At 68.8% G+C, this 17,821-nt stretch carries 15 protein-coding genes; 11 read left to right on the top strand and 4 right to left on the bottom strand.

All coding sequences use genetic code 11. The features are described from left to right. The first annotated feature begins 13 nt into the window (after positions 1-13). From D7006_RS06490 to D7006_RS06475, 4 genes are all read left to right on the top strand, one after another. A complete protein-coding gene (locus D7006_RS06490) occupies positions 14-853 on the top strand; it encodes a shikimate dehydrogenase (protein ID WP_237355989.1) in 840 nt (279 codons plus the stop codon). Then, positions 850-1,602, top strand: coding sequence for an SDR family NAD(P)-dependent oxidoreductase (locus D7006_RS06485; RefSeq protein ID WP_229645818.1), 753 nt, complete (start codon positions 850-852; stop codon positions 1,600-1,602). Before D7006_RS06490 ends, D7006_RS06485 begins: the two co-directional genes overlap by 4 nt. Before the next feature lie 139 nt (positions 1,603-1,741). Further along, a complete protein-coding gene (locus D7006_RS06480; RefSeq protein ID WP_237355988.1) occupies positions 1,742-3,943 on the top strand; it encodes a thiamine pyrophosphate-dependent enzyme in 2,202 nt (733 codons plus the stop codon). A 19-nt stretch (positions 3,944-3,962) separates the two neighbouring features. Further along, on the top strand, positions 3,963-5,567 hold the full coding sequence (locus D7006_RS06475) for a GMC family oxidoreductase (RefSeq protein WP_237355987.1): 1,605 nt from the start codon (positions 3,963-3,965) through the stop codon (positions 5,565-5,567). A gap of 253 nt (positions 5,568-5,820) precedes the next feature. On the opposite strand, the gene infA is transcribed toward D7006_RS06475, so the two are convergent. Both infA and D7006_RS06465 read right to left on the bottom strand, forming a co-directional pair. Further along, positions 5,821-6,096, bottom strand: a complete 276-nt coding sequence (gene infA / locus D7006_RS06470) for a translation initiation factor IF-1 (RefSeq protein WP_012115181.1) — start codon at positions 6,094-6,096, stop codon at positions 5,821-5,823. A gap of 148 nt (positions 6,097-6,244) precedes the next feature. Continuing rightward, positions 6,245-7,885, bottom strand: coding sequence for a DEAD/DEAH box helicase (locus D7006_RS06465; RefSeq protein ID WP_237355986.1), 1,641 nt, complete (start codon positions 7,883-7,885; stop codon positions 6,245-6,247). A 452-nt stretch (positions 7,886-8,337) separates the two neighbouring features. Here D7006_RS06465 and D7006_RS06460 point away from each other — a divergent pair, with 452 nt between their 5' ends. The 4 genes from D7006_RS06460 (at position 8,338) to modC (ending at position 11,854) form a co-directional block, all read left to right on the top strand. After that, complete coding sequence (locus tag D7006_RS06460; RefSeq protein WP_169122563.1) at positions 8,338-8,862, top strand: DedA family protein; 525 nt, start codon at positions 8,338-8,340, stop codon at positions 8,860-8,862. A 191-nt stretch (positions 8,863-9,053) separates the two neighbouring features. Next, positions 9,054-9,839, top strand: a complete 786-nt coding sequence (gene modA, locus D7006_RS06455) for a molybdate ABC transporter substrate-binding protein (RefSeq protein ID WP_237355985.1) — start codon at positions 9,054-9,056, stop codon at positions 9,837-9,839. Positions 9,840-9,953: 114 nt separating this feature from the next. Then, positions 9,954-10,643 (top strand): molybdate ABC transporter permease subunit, encoded by a 690-nt coding sequence (modB, locus tag D7006_RS06450; RefSeq protein WP_169122750.1) that lies wholly within the window; start codon positions 9,954-9,956, stop codon positions 10,641-10,643. Continuing rightward, positions 10,640-11,854, top strand: coding sequence for a molybdenum ABC transporter ATP-binding protein (gene modC / locus D7006_RS06445; RefSeq protein ID WP_237355984.1), 1,215 nt, complete (start codon positions 10,640-10,642; stop codon positions 11,852-11,854). Before modB ends, modC begins: the two co-directional genes overlap by 4 nt. On the opposite strand, the gene D7006_RS06440 is transcribed toward modC, so the two are convergent. Next, positions 11,748-12,236, bottom strand: coding sequence for a winged helix-turn-helix domain-containing protein (locus D7006_RS06440; protein WP_237355983.1), 489 nt, complete (start codon positions 12,234-12,236; stop codon positions 11,748-11,750). The genes modC and D7006_RS06440 overlap by 107 nt on opposite strands. A 131-nt stretch (positions 12,237-12,367) precedes the next feature. Then, positions 12,368-13,234 carry an FTR1 family protein gene (locus D7006_RS06435; RefSeq protein ID WP_237355982.1) on the bottom strand — a complete coding sequence of 289 codons (867 nt, stop codon included), beginning with the start codon at positions 13,232-13,234 and terminating at the stop codon, positions 12,368-12,370. A 549-nt stretch (positions 13,235-13,783) separates the two neighbouring features. Here D7006_RS06435 and D7006_RS06430 point away from each other — a divergent pair. From D7006_RS06430 to D7006_RS06420, 3 genes are read left to right on the top strand one after another with little or no spacing between them, the layout of a single operon-like run. After that, positions 13,784-15,058: an imelysin family protein gene (locus D7006_RS06430; protein ID WP_237355981.1), complete on the top strand. Its 1,275-nt coding sequence runs from the start codon at positions 13,784-13,786 to the stop codon at positions 15,056-15,058. A 24-nt stretch (positions 15,059-15,082) separates the two neighbouring features. Then, on the top strand, positions 15,083-16,570 hold the full coding sequence (locus D7006_RS06425) for a multicopper oxidase family protein (RefSeq protein ID WP_237355980.1): 1,488 nt from the start codon (positions 15,083-15,085) through the stop codon (positions 16,568-16,570). Positions 16,571-16,578: 8 nt separating this feature from the next. Then, entirely contained in the window at positions 16,579-17,820 is a 1,242-nt protein-coding gene (locus D7006_RS06420; RefSeq protein ID WP_237355979.1) for a di-heme oxidoredictase family protein, read from the top strand. Position 17,821: the final 1 nt, after the last annotated feature.

Genomic DNA, 17,821 nt, shown 5'->3' with positions numbered 1-17,821 from the left:
CGGACCAAAGCCCATGACCGCGCCGACCACGGCCCCTGCCTCCCGCGAGATTTCCGGCCTCACGAAGGTCTACGGCATCCTCGCGGACCCCATCCATCACGTGAAGACGCCGCAGATGCTCAACGCGCTCATGGCGCGCGAGGGCCGCGACGGGGTGATGGTGCCCTTCCACGTTTCGTCGCAAGAGCTGCCGCGCCTCGTGGACGGCCTCAAGGCCATGAAGAGCCTCGGCGGTTTCGTGGTGACGGTGCCGCACAAGACCGCCATCGTGGACCTTCTGGACGAGGTGTCCGACAGCGCGCGCCGCATCGGCGCCTGCAACGTGGTGCGCCGGGAAGAGGACGGGCGGCTCATCGGCGACATGCTGGACGGCAAGGGCTTCGTCGGCGGGCTCAAGGCGGCCGGTATCGATCCGAAGGGCAAGAGCGTCTATCTCGCGGGCGCGGGCGGCGCGGCCAATGCCATTGCGTTCGCCTTCGTGGAAGCCGGTGTCGCGCGCCTCACCATCGCCAACCGCACGCGAGCCAAGGCGGAAGACCTCGCCGCCCGCCTCGCCGATGCCTTCCCGGGCGCGCCGGTTCAGATCGGCACCGCCGACCCCTCGGGCCACGACATCGTCGCCAACGCCACCTCGCTGGGACTGAAGGCGGGCGATGCCCTGCCCCTCGATGCGTCACGGCTGACGAGCGACCAGATCGTCGCCGAGGTCATCATGCAGCCGGAGGAAACCGCCATCCTCGCCGCCGCCAAGGCGAAGGGCTGCCGCACCCATCCCGGCAAGCCCATGCTGGTGTGCCAGCTCGACCTGATGGCCGACTTCCTCGGCATGCGTTCCCTGGGAGCCGCCTCGTGACCGGCGCGCTGGCGGGCCGCTGCGCCCTCATCACGGGCGGCGCCTCGGGCATCGGACTTGCCGTGGCGCGGGCCTTCCGGGCGGAGGGTGCCTCCCTCGTGCTGCTGGACCTCGATCCCGCCGCCGCGTCCATTGCGGAGGAGCTGGGCGAGACCCTCGCCATCAAGGGCTCGGTGACGCGCAAGGCGGACATCGTGGCCGCCTTCGATGCCGCCGAGGCGCGGTTCGGGCCGGTGGACATCTGCCTCGCCAATGCCGGCGTCTCGCAGAACGCCCCCACCCTCGACGTGAGCGAGGAGGAGTGGGAGCGCGTCATCTCCATCAACCTCACCGGCGTGTTCCTCACCGCGCAGGAAGCCGGCCGGCGGATGATCGCCCAGGGCGGCGGCTCCCTGCTGCTCATGGCCTCCATGTACGGCATCGTCGCCGCGCCGGAACGCATCGGCTACTGCGCCTCCAAGGCCGGCGTCGCCATGATGGCGAAGGCGCTCTCCTGCGAATGGGCGCGCGAGGGCGTGCGGGTGAATGCCCTCGCCCCCGGCTACGTGCGCACCCCCTTCCTCGACGACCTCGCCCAGCGCGGCCGCCTCGACCTCGACAGGCTCCGCGCCCGCACCCCCATGGGCCGGCTGATCGAGACCGAGGAGGTGGCGCGCATGGCGGTCTTCCTCGCCTCCGACCAGGCGAGCGCCGTGACCGGCCAGGTCATGGCCGTCGATGGCGGCTGGACCGCCTACGGCTACCTCTGAACACGGCTTGCGGCGGGTGCCGCAGGCGACTGAACACAGCTTCCGGCAGGTGCCGGAAGCACTGGAACGAAACGTTTTAATTGACGGTCCCGACGCCACTCCGAGCGCAGGAGGACGCCGCGGCACGGAGATCCAAGAGATGCCCGAGACCATTGCCCTTCATCCTGCTGCGCCCTGGGTCGAACTGAAGTCCACGGAGGCCGACTGGGCCGCCGCCGACCCGGCTTTGCTCAAGGAGCTTCTGGCGCAGATGGCGCTCATCCGCGCCTTCGAGGAGAAGGTGCTGGAGCTGGCCGGCGAAGGCCTCGTGCACGGCCCCGCCCATTCCTCCATCGGCCAGGAGGGCGGCGCGGCCGGCTCCATCGTGGGCCTGCGCCCCACCGATCAGGTCAACGGCTCCCATCGCGGCCATCACCAGTTCCTCGCCAAGGCACTGGCCTATGTGGCGCCCGGGCTCGACCCCACCGCGCCGCTGAGCGACGACACCCACGCGCTGCTCCACCGCTCGCTCGCCGAAATCCTCGGCCTCGAGCCCGGCTTCGGCCACGGGCGCGGCGGCTCGATGCATCTGCGCTGGGGTGAGGCGGGCGCCATCGGCACCAATGCCATCGTCGGCGGCGGCGTGCCGCTGGCGGCGGGCGCGGCCTTCGCCCACAAGCGGGCGGGCACGGGGGACGTGGCCATCTCCTATTTCGGCGACGGCGCGGTGAATATCGGCGCGGTTCTGGAGACCATGAATCTCGCCGCCGCGTGGGACCTACCGCTGCTCTTCTTCATCGAGAACAACGGCTATGCGGTGGCCACCACCGTGGAGGAGGCGACCCGCGAGACGCGCCTCTCCGGCCGCGGCACCGGCTTCGGCATCCCCTCCTTCAAGGTGGACGGCATGGACCCATTGGCGGTCCATCTCGCCACGCAGGAGGCGCTGAAGATCATGCGCTCAGGTCACGGCCCGGCGGTGATCGAGGCGGACGTCTACCGATATTTCCACCAGAACGGCCCCCTGCCCGGTTCCGCCTTCGGCTATCGCACCAAGGAGGAGGAGGCCCACTGGCGCGCCCGCGATCCCATCAAGCGCACGGGCGCGGTGCTGGTCGCGCGCGGCATCCTCAGCGCGGATGATCTCGACGCCCTCTCCGAGCGCGCCCAGGCCGCCATGGCGGATGCCGCCGCGCGGCTGGTGGAGCCGGTGGGCAACAAGCGCCGGGTGAAGCCGGAGATGTGGCCCAACGTATCCTTCGTGGACGAGGGCATCCGCGGCGATCTCTCCGAGCTTTCGGACAAGCGCGCCGAGGAGGAGGCGACCTATCGTGGCGGCCTTTCCGAGCGCAAGTTCGTGGACGCCATCGCCGACGTGCTCCACCGCCGCTTCGAGACGGACGAGCGCTTCGTCATCATGGGCGAGGACATCCACAAGCTGAAGGGCGGCACCAACGGCGCCACGCGCGGCCTCGCCACCGCCTTCCCGGACCGGTGCCTCGGCACGCCCATCTCCGAAGGCGCGTTCGCGGGACTCGCCGGCGGCATCGCCATGGACCGCCGCTACCGGCCCATCATCGAGTTCATGTATCCCGACTTCATGTGGGTCGCCGCCGACCCGGTGTTCAACCAGATCGGCAAGGCGCGGCACATGTTCGGGGCGGATGTGCCAGTGCCCCTCGTGCTGCGCACCAAGATCGCTATGGGCACGGGCTACGGCTCCCAGCATTCGCTGGACCCGGCGGGCGTGTTCGCCACCTCCCCCGGCTGGCGGATCGTCGCGCCCTCCACCCCGTTCGATTACATCGGCCTGATGAATGCCGCGCTGGCCTGCGAGGACCCGGTGCTCGTGATCGAGCATGTGGACCTCTACCAGACCTCCGGTGCCATCCCCGAGGGCGACCTCGACTACATCATCCCCTTCGGCAAGGCGAAGGTGGTACGGCCGGGCGGCGAACTCACCATCCTCACCTATTCCGCCATGGTCCATCGCAGCCGCGAGGCGGTGGAGGAACTGGGGCTCGACGCCGAGATCATCGACCTCAGGTCCCTCGACCGCGCCGGGCTCGACTGGGACACCATTGGTGAGAGCATCCGCAAGACCAACAACGTGCTCATCGTGGAGCAGGGCTCCCTCTCCACCTCCTATGGCGGCTTCCTCGCCGACGAGATCCAGCGCCGCTATCTCGACTGGCTGGACCAGCCGATCCAGCGCGTGACCGGCAAGATCGCCTCGCCCACCATCTCCAAGGTGCTGGAGCGCGCCGCCTTCGCCGGCAAGGAGGAGGTGATCGCGGGCCTCGCCGTCACCATGGCTGCGAAGGGCATGCCGCTGCCGGGCCTGCCCGGCGCCGCCCGCTAATCCGTTCGGGTTCAGGACCATGGACAGCTTCGACTACATCGTTGTGGGCGGCGGCACCGCAGGGTGCATCCTCGCCGCCCGGCTCTCGGAAGATCCGCGGCGGCGCGTGCTGCTGCTGGAGGCGGGCGGCACGGACAAGGGCTTCTGGGTGCCCATCCCCGCCGGCTTCTCCAAGCTCCTGTCGGGCAGCGCCTTCAACTGGCGCTTCAACACCGAGCCCGAGCCCAACACCTACGACCGCCCCATCGTGGTGCCGCGCGGCAAGGGCCTCGGCGGCTCGACGCTCATCAACGGCATGATCTTCGTGCGCGGGCAGAAGCAGGACTTCGACGGCTGGGCCCAGCGCGGCGCCACCGGCTGGGGCTACGACGACGTCCTGCCCTACTTCAAGAAGTTCGAGCGCTTCGACGAGCCGGATGCGGACCCCTCGGTGCGCGGCACGGATGGGCCCATCAGCATCGTGCGCGTGGCGGAGCGGCCAGTGCTCTCCGAGGCCTTCCTCTCGGCGGCGGAAGAGGCCGGCTTCCGCCGCAATCCCGACTACAACGGCAAGGACCAGGAGGGCTTCGGCTATTATCAGGTGAACCAGCGCGGCGGCCGGCGCTGGACCGTGGTGGACGGCTATCTGCGCCCTGCCCTCTCGCGTCCCAACCTCAAGGTGGTGACCCACGCGCAGGCGCTGCGCCTCGTGCTCGACGGCCGGCGGGTGACGGGGGTGATATTCCGGCGGGATGGGAAGGAAGAGACCGCCATCGCCTCCGGCGAGGTGCTGCTCACCGCCGGCGCGGTTCAGTCACCCCATCTGATGGAACTCTCCGGCATCGGCCATCCGGAGGTGCTGAAGGCCGCGGGCATTCCTGTCGTTCATGCCCTGCCCGGCGTCGGCAACAATTATCAGGACCATTTCGCCACCCGCATGAACTGGCGGGTGAAGGAGCCCATCACCCTCAACGAGCAGACGCGCGGCATCGCGCTGGCGAAGGCGGTGGCGCAGTATTTCCTCACCCGTAAGGGCATCCTCACGCTGGGCACCGGCCTCGCCCATGGTTTCGTGAAGACGCGGCCGGGGCTCGCCGGGCCGGACGTGCAGTATTTCTTCATGCACGCGAGCTACGCCAACGCCGCCGACCGGTCGCTGGACCATCTGCCGGGCATGACCATCGGCGTCACCCAGTTGCGGCCCCACTCGGTGGGCTCGATCCATGCGAAGAGCGCCGACCCGCTGACCCCGCCGGCCATCCGGCCGAACTTCCTCGCCGTGGAGGAGGACCGCGTCTGCCTCGCCGCCGGCATGCGGATCGCGCGCGACATCGTCGGGCAGAAGGCCATGGACCCCTACCGCGCCTTCGAGATGAACCCCGGGCCGGATTGCCGGAGCGACGACGACTTCGTGGAATTCGCCCGCCGCACGGGGCAGACCATCTATCACCCGGTTGGCACCTGCAGCATGGGCACCGGGCCGCAGGCGGTGGTGGACCCGCATCTGCGTGTCGTCGGCCTTTCCGGCCTGCGCGTGGTGGACGCTTCGGTGATGCCGACGCTGGTCTCCGCCAACACGGCGGCGGCGGTGATGATGGTGGCGGAGAAGGCGGCGGACCTGATCAGGGCGGACGCCCGGGGCTGAGGCGACCGCCTGCAAAGCGGCGTCATGCCCCGGCTCGTCCGGGGGATCCACCGGCGGGCCATTCAGCACCCAGACCGCCGGGCACCCCTCCGGCGGCTTGGTGGATCGCCCGCACGAGGCGGGCGATGACGGAAGGGAAACGGCACGGGCGTGATTTCTCGAACGCTGCTTCTTCACTCATCTCCAAACGCCAAAAGCCGGCGCGGGGATTTCCCCGGCCGGCGCCGAACGCCCTGTCCGCGATCCCGAAGGATCAGCGGCGGCGGAAATTCTGCTGGCGGCGTGCGCCGGGCGGCGGGGCGTTGCCCTCGGCCTTGTGGCGGAAGTTGATCCGGCCGCGATCGAGATCGTAGGGGGACATCTCCACCACCACGCGGTCACCCTCGATGGTGCGGATGCGGTTCTTCTTCATCTTGCCGGCCGCATAGGCCAGAATCTGGTGGTCGTTGTCGAGACGCACCCGGAAATTGCCGTCCGGGAGCACTTCGGTCACAGTCCCCTCGAACTCCAGCAGTTCTTCCTTCGCCATATAGTCGTCTCCAGCGGTCCCGCTGCGCGGGACGAATTTGGCGGGCTTATCTCACAAAATCGCCCGATTTCCCATAGGTGGGTCACGCCGGCCCGGGAAAAAGGCCCGGCGTGACCTGTTCAACGCAGTGTGACGCGCGAGCGGAGGCTCAATTCACAGGCCGCTTGGCACCGGCCGGGCGGCCCGCGGGACGCTCGCTCCGGTTGGACACGGCCTTCATGAAGCCGAGGCCGCCGAGATCGTTGCCGGGACGGGCGCCACGCTCGCCACCGCGCTCACCGCCACGGCCTTCGCCCTGGGGACGCGCGCCACGACCTTCGCCGCTACGATTCTGGCCGTCACGACGGCCAGCGCCGTTGCCGGCACCCTGGGCGTTGCGATGACCCTCAGGAGCCCGCTCGGGACGCGGCTGGGCGGCACGGGCCGGACGGCCCTCGCCGGCGGGACGCTCACCACGCGGCTCACGCTGCTCGCGGCCTTCGGCGCGCTGGCCCTGGCCACGCCCGCCTTCACGGCCTTCGGGACGCGGGCCACGCGAACGCTGCGGGCCACGCTGGCCGGGACGGCCGCCGCGACCACCGATGAAATCGTTGCGCTCGGCGGTCTCGTCACGCTCCTCGAGTTCGATCGGCGGCGCATCCGGGATGGCGAAGCGCATGCCTGCGCCGCGACGGTCGGTGGCCGGGATCTGCAGCTTGATGAGCCGCTCGATGGACTTGAGATACGCCCTCTCCTCGTGATCGCAGAAGGAGATGGCGATGCCCTCGCGGCCGGCGCGCGCGGTGCGGCCGATGCGGTGCACGTAGCTCTCGGGCACGTTGGGCAGGTCGTAATTGATGACGTGGCTGACGCCGGTCACATCGATGCCGCGGGCGGCGATGTCGGTGGCGATCAGGGTGCGGATCTTGCCTTCGCGGAAGGCGAGGAGCACGCGGTCGCGCTGGTTCTGCGACTTGTTGCCGTGGATCGCCTCGGCGGCAATGCCGCACTTGGCGAGCACGCGCACCACCTTGTCCGCGCCGTGCTTGGTGCGGGCGAAGACGAGGGCGCGGTCGATCTCCTCGGTGGAGAGCACCTCGGCGAGGAGCTGGCCCTTGTTGGGCTTGTCCACGTGGATGACGCGCTGCTCCACCCGGTCGGCGGTCTTGGCCACCGGGGTGACGGCGACGCGCACCGGATCATGCAGCATGCCGCCCGCCAGCTCGGCGATGGCCGGCGGCATGGTGGCGGAGAAGAACAGCGAGTGCCGCTTGTGCGGCAGCCGGCGCACGATGGCGCGGATGGCGTGGACGAAGCCCATGTCCAGCATCTGGTCGGCCTCGTCCAGGACGAGGACCTCGACCTGGTCCAGCTTCACCGCGTGGTTTTCCACGAGGTCCATGAGCCGGCCGGGGGTGGCGACGAGCACGTCGACGCCGCGGGCAAGCGCCCGGATCTGCCGGCCCATCGGCACGCCGCCAATGGCGAGCGTCACCGAGATGCGGGCATGGCGACCGAACTTCTCGAAATTGTCCACGATCTGGCCGGACAATTCGCGGGTGGGCGACAGCACCAAAGCGCGGACGGACTTGGGGTCCGGACGGCGGGGATGGCGCACGAGGCGATCGAGGATGGGGAGGGCGAAGGCAGCGGTCTTGCCGGTGCCGGTCTGGGCGATGCCGATGAGGTCGCGGCCGGCGAGGACCTGCGGGATGGCTTCAGCCTGAATGGGGGTGGGAGTGACGTGATTCGCTTCGGTGAGGGCGCGAACGATGGGCTCGGCAAGGCCGAGGCTCGAAAAAGAGGTCAAGCTCTGACTTTCATATGCGAGCGGCACCGGCGCAGCCTTTTGGGCGCGGCGCGGCTCGCGGGATTTCGACATCCCGCGTGGCCAGGGGTGTCCAGGGCAAAAGATGATATCGGGCAAAGCCGCTTGCGATGCCTCTCCGACGAAACGCCCAGTCACGGCGTCGTCCAGATCGAAGCTCCAGCGGTCTCCGCTACGCGGCCCGAGCGCGCCAAGGGGAGGAAAGCAACTGCCTCCATCTGCGCGATGGACCGCATATGGACGAGACGCGTGACGATTTCAAGGCGAATGGTTGGGCAGGCCGTGCTTTGTCGCCGTCCGGATGCACCGCGCGGCGCCATTTTGCCCGAATGTGCGTCCACAAGGTAAGGAAGCAGCAGTCGCCGCGGAAGTATCATGCGGCCGGGCTTTGCGCCCCGGGGGCCGCGACACAAATCCTTGCGGCAGGAGAAGACATGTTCGATCTGTCCGCCATCGTCGCCGCGACCACAGCCTTCGTCGAGCAGCACCACTATCTCGCGCCGGCCGTGGTGTTCGGGCTCGCCTTCGGGGAATCGCTGGCGCTGATCTCCTTCTTCATTCCTGCCACCGTGCTCCTGCTCGCCATCGGCGCGCTGATCGAGGCGGCCGGGCTGCATTTCTTTCCGATCTGGCTCGCCGCCGCCGCCGGTGCCGCGCTGGGCGATGCCATCTCCTACTGGCTCGGCTTCCACTACAAGGAGCGCGCGAAGAACTTCTGGCCGCTGTCGCGCCGGCCGGACCTCGTGGCCCGCGCCGAGGACTTCTTCCAGCGCTTCGGCGTGTGGGGCGTCGCCATCGGCCGCTTCTTCGGCCCGCTGCGCGCCGTGGTGCCGCTGATCGCCGGCGTGCTCGCCATGCGCCAGACCCACTTCCAGGTGGCCAACGTCGCGAGCGCCGGCCTATGGGCCTTCGCCATGCTCGCGCCCGGTGCGGCCGCGCTCAAGCTGATGGGGTTCTGACGGCCTTCAAGGCCTTTCCGCGGCTTCATGCCGCACCGCAGCAAAGATCGCCGCACGCCAGAGCTTTGGCGGTATCCTGAAGCCACGCTATCGCGACGCTGCCCTTCCGGAAGGGGCAAGCCTATTGTCTCGCTGGGGCATCCTGTATATCGATGGACATATCACAGGCCCATTGCCGAGGTGCCATTGCCATGTCCGGATTTATTGCCTCCCGTCGCCTGATCCTCGGTCTCGTCTTCTCGGCGTTTGCCGCCGCGCCGCTCCCCGCGGCCGCGCAGGAGACCGTGACCGTATTCGCCGCCGCGAGCCTCACCAACGCATTGCAGGACATCGCCAAGGCCTATGAGGCCAAGGGGAATAAGGACAGCATCAAGTTCTCCTTTGCCGCCTCCTCGGCGCTAGCCAAGCAGATGGAGGCCGGCGCGCCCGCCAACATCTTCGCCTCCGCCGACCTGAAGTGGATGGACTATACCGACGGCAAGGGCCTGACCCTGCCCGCCACCCGCGTGAAGCTGCTCGGCAACGAGCTGGTTCTGGTCGCCCCCGCCGACAAGGCAAAGCCCGTGACCATCTCCAAGAGCCTCGACGTGGACGCCCTGCTCGGCCCCAACGGCCGCATCGCCACCGGCCTCACCGACAGCGTGCCCGTCGGCGTCTACACGAAGCAGGCCTTCACCAATCTCGGCCTGTGGGACAAGATCGCCCCCCGCATCGTCGGCGCCGAGAGCGTCCGCGCGGCGCTGGCGCTGGTGGAGCGGGGCGAGGTGCCTTACGGCGTCGTCTATGCCACCGATGCCGCCATCGCCAAGAATGTGAAAGTGGTCGCGACCTTCCCGGCCGACAGCTACCCGCCGGTGGATTACCCCTTCGCCCTCGTGAAGGGCCAGGACACCCCCGCCGCCAAGGCCTTCTTCGCCTTCGTCCAGAGCCCCGAGGCCAAGGCCATCTTCAAGAAGTACGGCTTCTCGGTGAACTGAGCCGCCCGTCACCGGGGCGCGGGGAGCCGAACGGGAATTGCTAATTGGGGGCAAAAGACCGAGCCTGATCAGGAGCGAGGCGAGGCCTTTTCGCAGGCGGATTTGTTCGAGATGTTGCTCACTCCCGAAGAATGGACGGCCGTGCGGCTGAGCCTCCAGGTGGCTTTTTGGGCCACCCTGTGGAGCCTGCCGCCGGCCATTCTCATTGGCTGGGTGCTCGCCCGGTTCGAATTCCCCGGCAAGGGCATCTTCGACGGCATCGTCCACCTGCCCCTCGTTCTGCCCAAGGTGGTGGTGGGCTATCTGCTGCTCATCGTCCTCGGCAACCGGGGCTATCTCGGCCAGTATCTCCACGAGTGGTTCGGCATCTCGCTGATCTTCTCCACTGCCGGCGCCACGGTGGCGGCGGCGGTGGTGAGCTTCCCGCTCACGGTCAACGCCATCCGCCTCGCCATCGGCGGCATCGACAAGGGCATCGAGACGGCGGCGCGCACGCTGGGCGCCAGCAAGCTCGACGCCTTCTTCTCCGTGACCCTGCCGCTGATGATGCCCGGGGTGCTCTCCGGCTGCCTCATCTCGCTCGCCTCGGCGCTGGGCGAGTTCGGCGCCACCATCACCTTCGTCTCGAACGTCGAAGGCCAGACGCGGACCATCCCGCTCGCCATCTACAGCGCCACCCACATGCCCGACGGCGACGCCATGGCGCTGCGCCTGACCGTGGTCTCGGTGGTGCTCGCCCTTGGCTCCCTCATGCTGGCGGAAATGGCGGACAAGCGCATCCGCGTGGCTCTGGGCCAGATATGATCGAGATCGACGTTTCCCTCGCCCGGTCCACCGGTTTTCACCTGAAGGCGAATCTCCGGGCGCCCGAGACGGGCGTGACGGCCCTGTTCGGCCGCTCCGGCTGCGGCAAGACCACGGTGATCCAGCTGGTCGCCGGCTCGCTGACGCCGGACAGCGGGCACATCCGCGTCGGCGACACGGTGTTCTACGACCGGCAGGCGGGCATCAATCTGCCCATGGAGCAGCGCGCGGTCGGCTACGTGTTCCAGGACGCGCGGCTGTTCCCGCACATGACCATCGAGAACAACCTGCGCTACGGCGAGCGCCGCACCAGGCGGCCGCGTACCATCCAGTTCGATGCCGTGGTGGAGATGCTGGGCGTCGGCCACCTGCTGAAGCGCCGGCCGCACACCCTGTCCGGCGGCGAGAAGCAGCGCATCGCCATCGGCCGGGCGCTGCTCTCCCAGCCGCGCCTGCTGCTGATGGACGAGCCCCTCGCCTCCCTGGACGAGATGCGCAAGGGCGAGATCCTGCCTTATCTGGAACGGCTGCGGGATGAGCTGAACCTGCCCATCCTCTATGTCAGCCACTCCATCGAGGAGGTGCTGCGCCTCGCGGATGCGGTGGCGGCGCTTTCGGACGGCAAGGTCATCGCCTGCGGGCCGCTGTCCGACGTGCTGTCGCGGCCCGAGCTGCTGCCGGTGATCGGCCGCTTCGACATCGGCACCATCCTCGATTGCACGGTCACGGCGCACGATCCCGACCTTGGCCTCTCCACCGTTTCGTTTGCGGACGGCGAATTGCGCGTGCCGCTCGTGGGCCGCCCGGTGGGCGCGCCGGCGCGGGCGCGCATCCGCTCGCGCGACGTGTCACTGTCCCTGTCGCGGCCCATGGACGTGTCTGTGACGAACCGCATTTCCGGCACCATCTCCGCCATCACCCGAGCGGAAGGCCCGTTCTCGGAGGTGGAGCTTGCCCTCTCCGCCGGGCGCCTCAGCTCGCTGGTGACGCAGGAAAGCGTGCTGCGCCTCGGCCTCGAACCCGGCATGCAGGTATGGGCGATGATCAAGGCGGTGACTGTGGACAGCCGCCCGGCGGGCTTCCACTCGCCCGGCGCGGAATTCGTCAGCCCGCCTGCTTCGCGACCGGCCCGGCCAGCGGCGCATCCGCCTCAGGATCCCCCGGCTCTGCGTGTGATTTCGGGTGGTAGTCCGCCGAAAGGGCAGACGTAAGCTCGTCCAGTGCCCCGCTGGTGGCCTTGGCCGCCTGCCGCTCCATGGCGCGATAGAGCGCGATCACCCGCTCGCCGAAGGCCGTTACCTCGGTGCCCGCGCCGCGTCGGCCGGGGAAGGTGACGATCACGCGCTGCTCGAACATGCGGTCCAGCTCGTCCACCAGCAGCCAGGCGCGGCGATAGCTCATGCCGATGGCCTTGGCGGCGGCGAGGATGGAGCGGTGTTCGCGGATCGCTTCCAAGAGCTTGATCTTGCCCGGTCCGAGGCGCCGGCCGTCGGCGAAGTCCACGCGCAGGAACAGGCGGGTTGCGTCCCGGCCCTGCCCTTCCTTGCCGCGGCTTTCCTTGCTGCGGCCACTGCCGCCCGTTCCGCCGCCCATGGTGCTTCTCCTCGGATGCCGCCCGGCGCGCCTCCTGCGCCGCGTGTCCCAGAGCCCGGAACATCGCGCGTCAGCATACCGGAAGCCGCAGGCCGCGGAAACGCCCCAGCGGAATGGAGGCGCCCGGAAGATCAGGCGCGGGAAACGTGGCCGCCGGCCGAGTGACCGGCGCCCTGACGGCGCGGGGCGGCGGAAAGCCGTCCGTTGACGATGGCGGAGAGGCCGAGGATGACCACCACCGTCGCCACATAGGCGATCACCTGCATGCCCGTGGGCTCGGCGCGGTAGCCGATCAACGTGCGCAGCACACGGCCCAGCGCACTATCATCCGCCAGCAGCCAGCTGGAATTCCACACCGGGTCGGCCAGCGACTGGATGAAGCCGGCATCCTGCAGGATGCCCACCACCTGCGCCGCAAGGCCGGCAGCCAGCAGCGTGATGAGGACGGACGTGACCTTGAACAGATGCTTGAGCGGGATGGCCACGAGACCGCGATACAGCAGCAGCGACAGGGCGGCGCCGCCGGCAAGGCCCGCAAGGCCGCCGAGGGCCACCTGGGCGGGCGTATCCGCGCCGGTGCTGGCGATGCCATAGAGGAAGAGCACGATCTCCACGCCCTCGCGCAGCACGGCCATGCCGACGACGATGGCGAGCGCGGCGAGCGGCTTGCGGCCTTCCTTCACGTCGCGGCCGACCTCCCGCATCTCCATGACCATGTGCTTGCCGTGGCTCGCCATCCAGACGACCGTCCACACCAGCATGACCACGGCCACGGAAAGGATGGCGGCATTCAGGATGTCCTGCCCGGAGCCGTCGAAGGTGGAGGCGATGGTGTCGGCGAAGAGCGCGAGGACGGCCGAGCCGGCGATGCCGCCGAGAATGCCGAGGCTGATCCACAGGCCGCGATGGCGGATGCCCTCGGAGGCGGCGAGCACCACGCCGGTGACGATGCCGGCCTCGAGGACTTCACGGAACACGATCAGAAGCGCGGCAATCATCGCGACCTGTCCTTCTTGTCCCCGACGGCCGCTGCCGGCACGCACGAGCGGGCACAAACACTGCCCTCAGGGCCATCGCCCCGTGGCGTGATGATCGCCGAAGGGACGAAAACCAATTGAATATGACGAAACCCTATCACCCGCGGGCCGGCCCTGTCACCGCAACGGCAGAGGTTTGGAATTGTTCAAATGAAAAGCTGAGGGCCCGTATCCAAGCCGATCAGACTATAGTTGAAGGGCGCCCGCGCTCGGCCGAAAACGGCGCACGTTCAGCGTTTGCAGCCACGCGCGACGAAAAGACCCGGGGCGCCGCGGATACAAGTGACGTTACGTCTTCTACTAAGGAGTGCGTCGCTTTGACTTGGGGGCGACAAGTCGAGGCCCCGCAGTCTGGACATGGAACAATTCCATTATTTTCCCAAGCGCTTGCCCGCCACCAGCCCGCCTCATACTCTCCGCGGCGACGGGGCAAAGGCCCCGGTTCCGGTTGTCCCGGCCCCGGCTGTCGGGCGCCGGCTTCCATTTGCGAATTTCGAGGAGAGAAGGTCGATGCGCGCGCATTTTCTCGGCGCAGTCATCGCGTCAGTCGCAGCCTTCGCGAGCCCCGTGCTCGCGGACGCGCCGAAGCCGCGTGATGTGATCGTCCACTATGCCGACCTCGCCGAGGTGATGTACGGCACGTCCGCCGCCACGGCCAAGGACATGCAGAAGGCCATCGACGCCTTCCTCGCCGCCCCCAGCGCCGACAGCCTCGGCAAGGCGCGCGATGCCTGGAAGGCGGCCCGCGTCTATTACCAGCAGACCGAGGCCTTCCGCTTCGGCAACAAGATCGTCGACGAGTGGGAAGGCAATGTGAACGCCTGGCCGCTCGACGAAGGCCTCATCGATTACGTGGACAAGAAGAGCTACGGCGAGAAGTCGGACGAGAACCCGCTCTACACCGCCAACGTGATCGCCTCGAAGTCCATCCGCATCGGCAAGAAGACGGTGGACGTCACCAAGATCACCCCCAAGCTGCTGCACGAGCTGAATTCGGCCGGCGGCGTCGAGGCGAACGTGGGCTCCGGCTGGCACGCCATCGAATTCCTGCTGTGGGGCCAGAACCTCCACAATGCGACGCCCAGCCAGGGCCAGCGCCCCTACACCGACTATGACCTGAAGAACTGCACCAACGGCAATTGCGACCGCCGCGGCGAATATCTCAAGGTCGCTACCCAGACGCTGGTGGCCGATCTCGACGAGATGACCGGCCTGTGGGGCGCCAAGGGCAAGGCCCGCGCCGCGCTCATCAAGAAGAACGACAAGGCCGGCCTTGCCACCATCTTCACCGGCCTCGGCTCCCTCTCCTACGGCGAGCTTGCCGGCGAGCGCATGAAGCTCGGCCTCATCCTCCATGATCCGGAGGAGGCGCACGACTGCTTCTCCAACAACACCCAGAACGCGCACTATTACGACGAAGTGGGCATCCGCGACGTCTATTACGGCACCTTCGTGAAGCCGGACGGCTCCAAGATCACCGGCCCCTCGGTCGCCGACCTCATCCGCGCCGTCGACCCGAAGATCGCCGACGAGATCGACGCCAAGTCCGACGCCGCGCTGGCCGCCCTGAAGGCCCTGAAGGACGTGGCGGATTCCGGCGAGATCACCTACGACAAGATGCTGGAAGAGGGGAACACCAAGGGCGCCAAGCTGATCCAGGACGGCGTGGACGCCCTCGTGGCCCAGGCCCACGCCATCGAGCGCGGCGTCGCGGCCCTCAAGCTCCAGATCAAGATGGAAGGCTCCAAGAGCCTCGACGACCCGAAGACCGTGAAGAAGAAGTGAGACCATGACGATGGGACGGACGCGATGATCTCGCGTCGGGCGCTGCTGGCCGGCGCAGCGGCTGCGGGGGCGGTGGGGTTCGCCCCCTCCGCCCTCGGCCGCGTGCCGGCCTCCGTGGACACCCTGCCCAAGAGCGCGCCGGTGCGCCGGCTCGCCCTCTCGGCGGCGGAAATGGAAATGCCGCTGCTCGGGCCGGGCAAGCCGGTGACGAAGGGCTTCTGCGCCTATAATGGCACGCCCTTCCTCACCCTGCGCGCGCCGGTGGGCACGCGGCTGATGGTGGATTTCGAGAACCGCCTGCCGGATCTCACCACCGTCCACTGGCACGGCGTGCGCGTGCCCTATCTCTCGGATGGCGTCTCGCCCCTCACCCAGGCGCCGATCCCGGCGGGCAGCACCTTCACCTACAACGTGCCCTTGCCCGATCCGGGCTTCTATTTCTTCCATCCCCATTGCGACGAGACGGGCCAGGTGGGCCGTGGCCTCGTCGGCCTGCTCGTGGTGGATGATCCCGCCGAGGCGAAGCTGGGCTTCGACGCCGAGCACTTCATCGTGGTGAAGGACTGGCGGCTCGACGAGAAGGACGGCCGCTGGCTGGAGATGTTCACCGATGAGGGCGCCTCCACCGCCGGCACCTTCGGCACGGTGCGCGCCACCAACGGCTCCATCGTGCCGCCCCGCGTCGAGGCGCCGGCCTATGGCGACGTGCGGCTGCGGGTGATCGTCGCCGATTCCACCCGCACCATCGATTTCGGCTGCGAGACGGAAGACGCGGCTATCATCGCCATCGACGGGCAGGCCCTGACACCGCTGCCGCTCTCCAAGCTGCCGAACGAGATCTGGCGCATGGGTCCGGCCATGCGGATCGACGTGCATGTGCGCATGCCCGGCCCCGGCGAAGAGGTGAAGGTCTACGATTACCGCACCGCAGAGCCCTATCTGCTTACCACGCTGGTCGGCGTCGACGCTCCTGGGAACAAGCCGGGCCGCAAGAAGACCGCCTTCCGCCCCAAGGCGCTGCCCCCCGCCAGGGTGCCGCTGCCGGACCTGAAGCGCGCAAGCCGCATCGACTATCTCGTGCAGACCGCCGCCGGCCCCATCGTGAGCGGCGACCCTCTGCCGCCTGAGGATCCGCTGGCCAAGGCCCTCATCGCCTCCGCCTGCGTCGGCAGCAAGACCTTCTGGGCCATCAACCGCAATTCCTGGGGCGCCGGCGCGGACCTGCGCCTGCCGCCGCCGCTGGCGACGCTGAAGGACGGGGCGAGCTACGTCGTCTCCATCACCAACGTCACCAAGCACGTCCACCCCATGCACCTGCACGGGCATGTGTTCCGCGTGCTGTCCTCCTCCAAGAAGAAGGACATCCCGCCCTATCTCGCCGATACGGTCATGACCGAGCCCAACGAGACGGTGGAGATCGCCTTCCGCGCCGCCAGCGGCGACTGGGTGTTCCACTGCCACATCCTGGAGCACATGGATTCCGGCCTCATGGGCTGGATCAGGGTGGTGTGAGCGTGCGCGTGCGTCTTCTCCTCGCGCTGCTCGCCGCCCTCTCCGCGGCGCCCGCCGCCGCCGAAACCCTGGACAAGCTGGACCTCGCCATCGGCAAGGCACTGTTCAAGCGCCCCTGGGTGCCCGCCCCCGCCTCCACCCGGGGCGATGACGGCCTCGGCCCGCTGTTCGATGCCAGATCCTGCGCCACCTGCCATCCCGCCGACCGCCGCGCCCCGGCGCGTCTGGAGAACGGCACGGCGGAGCGCGGCTTCGTGCTGATGATCGGACGGCCGGACGGCACCGGCGATCCCGTCTATGGCCGGCGCTTCCAGATCGATGCGGTCCCCGGCATTCCGGGCGAGGGCATGATCGGCGTCACCGACACGCCGCTGCCGGACGGGCGCATCGCCCGCAAGCCGCACCCGGAGGCGCTGGGCTATGGCCCGCTCGATCCCGCGAGCGGCCTATCCCTGCGCGTGGGGCCGGACCTCAAGGGCCGCGGCGCGCTGTCCGCCGTGCCCGATGCCGCCATCCTCGCGGTGGAGCGGGAGCAGGCGAAGGGCACCGACGGCGTGAATGGCATGGCGCGGCGCATCACCCTCGCCGATGGCAGCACCGCCATCGGCCGCTTCGGCTGGAAGGCGTCGCAGCCCGATCTGGCGCGGCAGTCGGCGGAAGCCTTCTTCCTCGATCTCGGCCTCTCCAACCGCTTCCATCCCGAGCCGTGGGGCGATTGCACCCCCACCCAGACCGCCTGCCGGCAGGCCCTCCACGGCAATGCCAACGCCACCTCCGGGGATGCGGACGACGAACTGGAAATCGGCTCGGCGGTCCTCGACCGGGTGGTCGCCTATGTGGCCTCCCTGCCCCAGCCCGAGCCGGAAGACCTGCCCAAGGCCGAGGCCAAGCGCGGAGCGGCGCTGTTTACCTCCACCGGCTGCGCGCAATGCCACCGGCCGTCTCTGCCCACCGCGGGCGGCGGAGCGGCGCGCATGTATACCGATTTGCTGCTGCACGAGATGGGGCCGGACCTCGGCGATACCATGCCGGAGCCGGGCGTCGGCGCCTCGCAATGGCGCACCGCGCCGCTTGCCGGCCTCTCCGATGCGCTCGCGGCGAACACCGGCCTGCTGCACGATGGCCGCGCACGCACGGTGGAGGAGGCGATTGCCTGGCATGGCGGCGAGGCGGCGACGGCGCAGCGGCGCTTCGGCGCGCTCCCGCCCAAGGACAGGGCGGCGCTGGTGCGGTACGTTTCTTCCTTGTGAT

It is taken from the genome of Xanthobacter sp. YC-JY1 (genome assembly GCF_021730305.1).
GTDB classification, from domain to species: domain Bacteria; phylum Pseudomonadota; class Alphaproteobacteria; order Rhizobiales; family Xanthobacteraceae; genus Xanthobacter; species Xanthobacter flavus.
Note: the sequence above shows the minus strand (reverse complement) of the source record. Positions and strands in the feature narration are given on the sequence as shown.

Excerpts from the sequence above, each read along its gene's own strand:
- infA (WP_012115181.1), bottom strand. The coding sequence starts at position 6,096 with ATGGCGAAGGAAGAACTGCTGGAGTTCGAGGGGACTGTGACCGAAGTG.
- D7006_RS06475 (WP_237355987.1), top strand. The coding sequence starts at position 3,963 with ATGGACAGCTTCGACTACATCGTTGTGGGCGGCGGCACCGCAGGGTGC.
- D7006_RS06440 (WP_237355983.1), bottom strand. The coding sequence starts at position 12,236 with ATGGGCGGCGGAACGGGCGGCAGTGGCCGCAGCAAGGAAAGCCGCGGC.
- D7006_RS06490 (WP_237355989.1), top strand. The coding sequence starts at position 14 with ATGACCGCGCCGACCACGGCCCCTGCCTCCCGCGAGATTTCCGGCCTC.
- modA (WP_237355985.1), top strand. The coding sequence starts at position 9,054 with ATGTCCGGATTTATTGCCTCCCGTCGCCTGATCCTCGGTCTCGTCTTC.
- D7006_RS06430 (WP_237355981.1), top strand. The coding sequence starts at position 13,784 with ATGCGCGCGCATTTTCTCGGCGCAGTCATCGCGTCAGTCGCAGCCTTC.
- D7006_RS06435 (WP_237355982.1), bottom strand. The coding sequence starts at position 13,234 with ATGATTGCCGCGCTTCTGATCGTGTTCCGTGAAGTCCTCGAGGCCGGC.
- modC (WP_237355984.1), top strand. The coding sequence starts at position 10,640 with ATGATCGAGATCGACGTTTCCCTCGCCCGGTCCACCGGTTTTCACCTG.
- D7006_RS06460 (WP_169122563.1), top strand. The coding sequence starts at position 8,338 with ATGTTCGATCTGTCCGCCATCGTCGCCGCGACCACAGCCTTCGTCGAG.
- D7006_RS06425 (WP_237355980.1), top strand. The coding sequence starts at position 15,083 with ATGATCTCGCGTCGGGCGCTGCTGGCCGGCGCAGCGGCTGCGGGGGCG.
- D7006_RS06480 (WP_237355988.1), top strand. The coding sequence starts at position 1,742 with ATGCCCGAGACCATTGCCCTTCATCCTGCTGCGCCCTGGGTCGAACTG.